Origin of the sequence: Flammeovirga aprica JL-4 (assembly GCF_012844305.1) — a bacterium.
GTDB lineage: Bacteria > Bacteroidota > Bacteroidia > Cytophagales > Flammeovirgaceae > Flammeovirga > Flammeovirga aprica.
The window spans coordinates 1-6,995 of record NZ_JABANE010000198.1 but is presented as its reverse complement, the minus strand read 5'-3'; the positions used below and the strand labels follow the sequence as shown (position 1 = coordinate 6,995).

At 32.3% G+C, this 6,995-nt stretch carries 7 protein-coding genes; 4 read left to right on the top strand and 3 right to left on the bottom strand.

The features are described 5' to 3' along the window. Nucleotides 1-432 (bottom strand): transposase (locus HHU12_RS32500; RefSeq protein ID WP_169656040.1); only part of this gene is annotated, 432 nt, incomplete at its 3' end. A gap of 406 nt (nucleotides 433-838) precedes the next feature. Here HHU12_RS32500 and HHU12_RS32495 point away from each other — a divergent pair. The 3 genes from HHU12_RS32495 (at nucleotide 839) to HHU12_RS32485 (ending at nucleotide 3,708) form a co-directional block, all read left to right on the top strand. Beyond that, a complete protein-coding gene (locus tag HHU12_RS32495; protein WP_169660901.1) occupies nucleotides 839-2,224 on the top strand; it encodes an alanine/glycine:cation symporter family protein in 1,386 nt (461 codons plus the stop codon). Between the two features lie 257 nt (nucleotides 2,225-2,481). After that, nucleotides 2,482-3,132, top strand: coding sequence for an RNA polymerase sigma factor (locus tag HHU12_RS32490; RefSeq protein WP_169660900.1), 651 nt, complete (start codon nucleotides 2,482-2,484; stop codon nucleotides 3,130-3,132). A 63-nt stretch (nucleotides 3,133-3,195) separates the two neighbouring features. After that, a complete protein-coding gene (locus HHU12_RS32485; RefSeq protein ID WP_169660899.1) occupies nucleotides 3,196-3,708 on the top strand; it encodes a hypothetical protein in 513 nt (170 codons plus the stop codon). On the opposite strand, the gene HHU12_RS32480 is transcribed toward HHU12_RS32485, so the two are convergent. Further along, nucleotides 3,676-6,207 (bottom strand): CHAT domain-containing protein, encoded by a 2,532-nt coding sequence (locus HHU12_RS32480; RefSeq protein WP_169660898.1) that lies wholly within the window; start codon nucleotides 6,205-6,207, stop codon nucleotides 3,676-3,678. The genes HHU12_RS32485 and HHU12_RS32480 overlap by 33 nt on opposite strands. Before the next feature lie 88 nt (nucleotides 6,208-6,295). On the opposite strand from HHU12_RS32480, the gene HHU12_RS32475 reads away from it, so the two are divergent. Then, nucleotides 6,296-6,511: a hypothetical protein gene (locus tag HHU12_RS32475; protein ID WP_169660897.1), complete on the top strand. Its 216-nt coding sequence runs from the start codon at nucleotides 6,296-6,298 to the stop codon at nucleotides 6,509-6,511. 40 nt (nucleotides 6,512-6,551) lie between these two features. On the opposite strand, the gene HHU12_RS36000 is transcribed toward HHU12_RS32475, so the two are convergent. After that, nucleotides 6,552-6,920 (bottom strand): IS1595 family transposase, encoded by a 369-nt coding sequence (locus HHU12_RS36000; protein ID WP_394353224.1) that lies wholly within the window; start codon nucleotides 6,918-6,920, stop codon nucleotides 6,552-6,554. Nucleotides 6,921-6,995: the final 75 nt, after the last annotated feature.

Below are 6,995 nucleotides of genomic sequence, written 5' to 3'. Positions count from 1 at the left end.
ATACCCACCTACAGCAAACTCATCTACTTCAACATACCCCTTCAAAGGATGCTGTAAACTACTTTGCATAGAATATTGTACTTTACGTCTGAAATTTAAACAGCTTTGATAACTCAAGGACAGTTTCTCACTTAAAGTTAAAGTGGACATGCCTTTCTTATCACAACTAACTTTAAATATGAATTCAAAAGCAGTTAGAATTGAAAATTTCAGCTTATGAAATAGGGTATGAGCTGTAACAGACTCATCATATTTACACTTTTGACAACGTCTAGAATGCAACTTTTTACCTTTCATATATTTTGTATGTTCACATTTCCTACATTTGTAATGATCACTCCACTTTAGTGTCGATAAATATTCAAGACAATCTTCTTCTTTTTGAAATGTTGAATAAAATGTTCTATCGTCAAAACCTTCAAAATTGATCATAATACATCTGGTTGTTTGGTTACTTTTACACTAATGTAAATCAGTTAACCGTAACAGAAGTACGTTTTACTATTTAGGGCGATCTAAGTTTAGATACCTAAAACTTTTAATAGAACCACTATTAATACGTTTTATAGCGTTGTACTCACAAAAAATAAATTAGAATTAACTATGATTTATTTTTGACTTTGTACTTATCTCAAAATCTTTCAGTATTGTATTCATCCCTTCCTAATAGTTAATAATATAATTGCGAATACAATAATTATTTAAGTACTTAGAATGCATGTAGTTACCTATTTTTATAACTACATAACACTACGTTACAGTATATAAACATTGATACAATAAAGTAGAATACTACTACCATACTACTTTGTTACTCATACTAGATTATTAAACATAAATGAAAAGTTTCGAAGCATTTTGTGCGGCATTTAGTTCAGCCGCATGGGGAACACCACTTCTAGTGCTACTTTTAGGAGGTGGGTTATTTTTTATGATATATTCAAGGTTTTTACCTTTTCGATATTTTAAACATGCTATTGATGTATTAAGAGGGAAATATGATGACCCTGATGCTGAAGGAGATATTGATCACTATGAAGCATTGTCTGGAGCAATTGCCGCAACGGTGGGTATGGGAAATATCAGCGGTGTCGCAGTGGCTTTGGTAACAGGTGGCCCTGGAGCATTATTTTGGATGTGGATTAGTGCATTATTAGGCATGGCAACAAAGTTTTTTACTTGCACATTATCAGTAATGTATAGAGGTCACGACTCACACGGTCATGCTGAAGGCGGACCAATGTATTATATAGAAGAAGGCTTAGGAAAAAAATGGAAGCCACTTGCTGTATTTTTTGCGATAGCAGGTCTTTTTGGAGTTACTCCTATGTTCCAGGCGAATCAGTTGACAGAAGTGGTAAGAACAGTAGTTTTACCAGAAAGTGTGTCATCTATGGCAAGCGTTGATACAATGAACTTTATTATTGGAGTTTGCATTATGGTGGTTGTATCTTTTGTCATTTTTGGTGGAATCGAAAGAATTGGAAAAGTTGCAGGAAAGTTGGTACCGGTTATGGTTGTTATTTATGTGATTTCAGTACTTGCTATGATCGGTTTGAATATTGAAAAATTACCAGGTATTATCAGCAGTATTTTTTCAGAAGCATTCCAATGGGAATCAGTAGGTGGAGGAGCATTAGGAGCTGTAATTATAATAGGAGCTAAGAGAGCTGCATTTTCTAATGAAGCTGGTATCGGTACTGCACCAATGATGCATGGCGCTGCTAAAACGGAGGAACCAATACGTGAAGGTTTAGTGGCTATGATCGGACCATTTATTGATACTATTGTGGTTTGTACCATGACAGCCTTAGCTATCTTAGCATCAGGAGTTTATGATTCAGCGGCAGAGGATGTGAATGGAGTATTATTGACGACAGAAGCTTTTAGAGCTGTTTTCCCTACAATGGGACCTATTATTTTATCGCTTTGTGTCCTTTTCTTTGCATTGACAACTTTGTTCTCCTTTTCTTATTATGGAACCAAATGTTTAGGCTATTTGATAGGTGCTGATAAGAAGCATTACTTCAACTATTATTACGTTATATTAATTGTGGTGGGATCGGTAATCAAGCTCAAGGCTATTATTAATTTGATTGATGGTGTATATGCTACAATGGCAATCCCAACAATGTTAGGAGCATTGCTTTTATCACCTAAAGTAAGAGATGCAGCCATTGATTATTTCCATAGAATGGAGCTTGAAGAAAGGCGTAAAAAGTAAGAGAATTTCAAAAAAATGAAGTGATAGTTGAATATATTGTTATTTGATTATCACTTTTTTGTATAAAAAGTTACAACTTAAAATTAAGAGATTTTTGTCTTTTATAAATTTATACTCTAATTTGACTAAGTACCAGTTTAAGAATGAGGCTACGATTAATCTTGTTTTGGTATTGAAGAGTATGATTGGACATGCTCTCTGGGAAAACCTAAATGCTTTTGTAAAATCCTCTGAATTAGCAGCAACAAAACCTTACTATGTTTTTCATTAAAAAAAATAGCTATTCATCTAAGCAGATAATAGAGAATATCAAGAACCGAAAGAATTATGAGAAAACAATTAGAGAACTATATAAATTGTATTATGATAAGGTAAAAGCTTTGATTAAAAAAATGGATGGGACAAATGAAGATGCTGAAGATGTCTTTCAAGATGCTATAGCAAAAGTCATTTGGAGTATCGATAAAGATCAATTCAAGGGTGAAGCTCATATCTCAACTTATTTGTTTACGATTTCTAAAAACATGTGGCTATCTACTCTGAAAAAGAGAAATCGTTATGATGTTTCGTATGATAATGAAGCCGTAGATGGTAATAGTGACAATGATGTGGACTTTTCTGATGAGCTGCCTTTGGCTGACGGAGATGACTTGGATACCAAGCATAGATTCAGAGAGCTTTTAAATAAAATAGGAGAAGATTGCCAGAAGCTATTAACCTACTTTTATTTTCAGCAACTTACTTATGAAGAGATACTTACGAAGTTCAAAGGGAAGTATACTTCAGAGAAATTTATAAGAAATAAGAAGAGTAGATGTATTAATTATCTACGCAAAGGATTAGAAAATTCAACAGAGAAAATTAGTGATTTATTGGACAATATTTCAGAGTGCCTTGATAAAAAATAATCATTTAAATGGTGACAAATCAAGGATTTGGAGTCTAATAAGTAGAACTAAAAATATCGAAGTATGTTGTCAGAAAAAATTATAGAAGAACGACTTTACGTTGAGAAAATCTCTCAGGAAGTAAAGGACGTGAGGGCTCAGATGAAGAAAGACAACCTTATCACACTTAGCGTGAGGTGGTCTTCAGCGGCTGCAATACTTCTCTTCTCCTTTTTCTCGATTTATCTTGTACAGTTGAATACAAGATCAATCATTGAAGAGAAGTGTTACACTAACTACACTAGGAGTTCTCAGTCAGAAAACGAGAAAGACCCACCTCGTTTGGAAGTTGCATTACAGCAAATCAACTCAGAAAACTATGAAGAGGCAGTGAAAACATTAAATGGTCTTCCAGAGTCAGACCATAAAGACTGGTTTCTCTTAAATGCTAATTTAGGTTTGGAAGACTTTGATCAGGTAGATCAATTAATGGGCAAAATACAAAATGACGAAGAGCATTTATATTTTGACCAGATTGATAATTATCTTCTTTATGATATCTATTTACTTAAAATCAAAAGGAAGATATTCAATTAAAGTTTTTTGAAGACTTGCTGAAGATATTGGGTCAGAATCTCCAAATAAAACAATGTTGCCCCAGTAAATAGGGTTGATTTTCAGGGAAGGGTTGTCGCTCCAAAAATCCTTTTTCGCTTTTTGAAGCGCAATATCCTTTTCCCAGCCTTGTTTTATATAGTCATAGAAACTAGCCATTATAATAGAAGAAACCTCATCATTGACATCCCATTTACTAGCCAATATGGAGTGTACACTGGCATAAGCGAAGGCTCTTTGCAAACTAAGAATCCCTTCACCATCAATGTATGGACCGTCTGCCGAGTGACAACTACTCAAAGATACTAGCTGTAAATGGGATAAATCTTTATTAGCCACTTCGTTGAAGCTCAATGAGTGTTTCTGAGTACCATCCCCAGGATAAAATTCAATATTCGAGTCCTTTGCTGTTTTACTAATTGTGGTGTGTGTCGCAAGGTGAAGAATATTAATGTCATTTATCTTTTGAAGCGTATTTTCCATATTAGCTTCTTTATCACTCAGTATATTATCTGTAAATGCTTTTAATTCATCCAATGAAAAAGGAAGATTGATTTTGTTGTAAGGAGCAACGCCTAATATTTCTATAGGTGCATAATCCTCATCAATTGGTCTTTGGATAGAATATTCATGATGCAGGGAAAAGCTGTAAGAGATTGCCCACTGATCTAAATAATACCCCTTCTGACTTTTAAGAATTTCAAAAGGAATAAAAGTCAGATTGCCAGAAGGCGAAAAAACAACTCTTTTATCTTCTGCATTTTTTAATTTATCCGGTATCAAAAACTCTCCTATTTCTAAAAGTTGATGATTGAATGAACGGTCGATAAAAAGATTGCTCTCACTCAGTTCTTTGTGTACACTTTTGATAAGGTTATTCCATGTATCAGGTAAGCATTTCGTTTCCAAGAAGAAATCTCCATCAATATACCCTGCCATAATTAACCCTTCTTTCAAAGGATAATATGACACGAATGACTTGCCACCATAGTAATCTTTAAAATATTCCTGAATTACATCACTGCTCAATAAAGGCGGACTATTAATTTTATTCCTTAAACTGTCAATATTTGGTGTATTGATATACTGTTCAAAAGTGAGGTTTTCTAACCCTTGGCTTCTTTTATAGAGAATATTTGATTTAGAGTTTTCAATAATCTCCAAAACCTTATAGAGGTACTCCTTGTCTTTCTTTTGTTGATACAAACGAGTAAAGAAGATAATAAATTGATTTTGAATATCTTTCAGGTTCTTGAATTGATATAATTGATCATCATCATTATACTGATTACCCACAAACTTTTTGAGCATCAAATAAGATTGCCAATAGTATTTTTCTTGTTCTTCAATATTTCCAGAAAACTCTGCTTTATAGAAATTCTGAAGAATAAGTTGATTCAACAAAACCTGATTCGTATCCTTTTCATGTACTAGGAGTTGATTCTCAATTAATTTCTGAGCAGAATCAATATAATTGATAGAAGTTAGTATCTCATGTTCATGATGATAAATATCCAAAGCCCTGTAAATCTCAGAGGCCATCACATTCATATCTTGTGTGGGAAATGAAAGGCCTTTTTGAATTTCTTTTTTCGCTTTCAAGAGGTACTCTAATCTTTTATTATCGTTCTTGAGTCCTCTATAACACTGAGATATTTGTAAATAAGTTCTAGCAATATAATAGTGCCTTATCTTGATTTCATCATTGCTGTAAGTATAGTCACCTGGATTTTGAAAAAAGAGATTATATTGTTTAATGTAAGAGTTATAATATTCAATAGCTTTATTATAATGATCACCTTTAAGGGCGTATTCACCAAGGTAAAAAAAGTGACCTCCTGCACGAATTTTTTCTAAGCTATTTATTTTTTCAACAGTATTCTTTATTTCTACTGAATCATTAATCTGAATACATAAACTTAAATAATTACTTAAAACATTATAATCTCTATTGTCTTTTTGAATGAGATTATTTAGTATTTCTTTACTTAGGTTATATTCTTTTCTTCTGTAAAAGAATGTATTGAATTTACTGAGTATATAATAATTATTTTTAAATTTTTCTTTATTATTCAAATAAGTGAGACATCCTTTTTTTAAAAAATATTCAGCGGAATCATTTTTACCCAAATACAAATAATAGTCACCTAAAAATTGCAATGATAGTGTATATGAAGAGTGCTTATTATCATTTGATTCTCTTTCAATAGTTTCAACAGTTTTTTTTAACCATTTGATTCCTTTTGTAAGGTCTAATTTCTCTTTCCCGTATAGTTGTCCTAATGCTCGTTGACTAAAAATCTTATTATTTAGGCTTTTGGTTTGTTTTTCAATCTGCGTAAAATAATAGATAGAAGAGTCATACTCTCTATTATTAAAGGCTGTAAAAGCTTTCTTTTTAAGAGCTGAGTCATCATAATGCTGAGCATTTACAGAAGTAAATAAAAAGCAACTAAATGTTAAAAAAAGAAAAAATTTCATTTTTTTGAAATTAAGTGGTGGCATTTCAAGAATACCGAGTCTAATAGATAGAAAGTAAGTCAAGTAACTATCATTAGAAGGATCAATTATGTTAAAGTTAAAATTTTTTAGTGCAGTATCCATATTTATTTTAATTCTTTCATCATGTGAATTTGTTGAGGATGAAAGTATTACACCTGTAGATACAACATCAGATTTGAATGGGTATCATATGGTACAGGATAGTGTTACTAACGCTAAGGATATGAACTTTATTGGACTAGAAGAGGATATAACTACTAGTACCGACGAAGGGATGAATTAAAAAAAGAAGATACTTTAAATATATATATAGGTATATAAACTTACGTCGCCCAATCACAAAGCTGTTTTTGGGTGACATGAATTGAAGAAACCATCCGTTCTACTAATTTTTTGAAAATCGTTTTCCGATATACTCTTCTATTAAATCGAAAATGAAATTCATCTAAATATCGTTGGATATATTGATCACTGACATGGTGATGAATCCCCCTAATCCAGTTCTTTATATTCATAATATGTAAGTGTAACTGCCTAAAGTTCTGACCTTTCTTTGAATAATCTTGTTCTATATTGTAATTTTTTACCAGAGGAGTATAGCCTGTCCACTTATCAGTTCTGATCAGTGTATTGTTATTATCTATGTGCTGTTTGAAAATTTTCTCTAACTCGCTACTAGAATAATCTTCAATTTTTGGTGATGGCTATTTTAGGTTGATCTAGCTACATCCGTTACTAAAATTACCACATTTATAGTAATGTTTTTC

Excerpts from the sequence above, each read along its gene's own strand:
- HHU12_RS32495 (WP_169660901.1), top strand. The coding sequence starts at position 839 with ATGAAAAGTTTCGAAGCATTTTGTGCGGCATTTAGTTCAGCCGCATGG.
- HHU12_RS32490 (WP_169660900.1), top strand. The coding sequence starts at position 2,482 with ATGTTTTTCATTAAAAAAAATAGCTATTCATCTAAGCAGATAATAGAG.
- HHU12_RS32485 (WP_169660899.1), top strand. The coding sequence starts at position 3,196 with ATGTTGTCAGAAAAAATTATAGAAGAACGACTTTACGTTGAGAAAATC.
- HHU12_RS32480 (WP_169660898.1), bottom strand. The coding sequence starts at position 6,207 with ATGAAATTTTTTCTTTTTTTAACATTTAGTTGCTTTTTATTTACTTCT.
- HHU12_RS32475 (WP_169660897.1), top strand. The coding sequence starts at position 6,296 with ATGTTAAAGTTAAAATTTTTTAGTGCAGTATCCATATTTATTTTAATT.